The following is a 655-nucleotide window of genomic DNA, read 5'->3' as shown; positions in this document are numbered from 1 at the left end:
TCACCCATATCGCCCAGTTTCCCACCTGGTTCCAGTTTACTTTACAAATCACATCTCGTGGTCCTACAACCCCATATATGCCGTAACATGTATGGTTTGGGCTCTTTCCCGTTCGCTCGCCACTACTTGGGAAATCATTATTATTTTCTCCTCCTACGCCTACTTAGATGTTTCAGTTCAGCGCGTTCGCGTATTATACAACTATCCTTCAGATAGTTAGGTTGCCCCATTCGGAAATCTACGGATCAATTCGCATTTGCCAATCCCCGTAGCTTATCGCAGCTTATCACGTCCTTCATCGCCTCTGAGAGCCTAGGCATCCCCCGTGTACCCTTATTTACTTTCTTCACATCCATAGCCCTTTTGCTACTATGGTGTTGCTTTGATATATTACCTCATGATACTAATTGAGAGTCAGTTCGGCCTAGACCGGGGGTCTGTCAATCAACTCAAGCATATCACAACGTCTCTATCTCTGTTGTCTTCTCTTGTGTCTTTTTTTCTTTCAATATGTCAAAGAACTCTTTGTTTCAAGCGGTAGGCTTTAAGCTTATTGCTTTAGGCTTACTGCTAAACTCGTGGAGAATATCGGAGTCGAACCGATGACCCCCTGCGTGCAAGGCAGGTGCTCTAGCCAGCTGAGCTAATTCCCCTT

General features: G+C 45.3%; 1 tRNA gene and 1 rRNA gene. Both read right to left on the bottom strand.

Annotated features, from left to right (window positions below):
* Positions 1–347 (bottom strand): 23S ribosomal RNA (locus H8B04_RS16895); the annotation flags it as partial.
* Between the two features lie 232 nt (positions 348–579).
* Positions 580–653: transfer RNA gene (locus H8B04_RS16890), tRNA-Ala, on the bottom strand.
* Between the last annotated feature and the right edge of the window lie 2 nt (positions 654–655).

Origin of the sequence: Sphingobacterium litopenaei, from assembly GCF_014692495.1 — a bacterium.
In the GTDB taxonomy this organism is placed as follows: Bacteria; Bacteroidota; Bacteroidia; order Sphingobacteriales; family Sphingobacteriaceae; genus Sphingobacterium; species Sphingobacterium litopenaei.
This window is presented reverse-complemented; position numbering and strand designations above follow the sequence as displayed.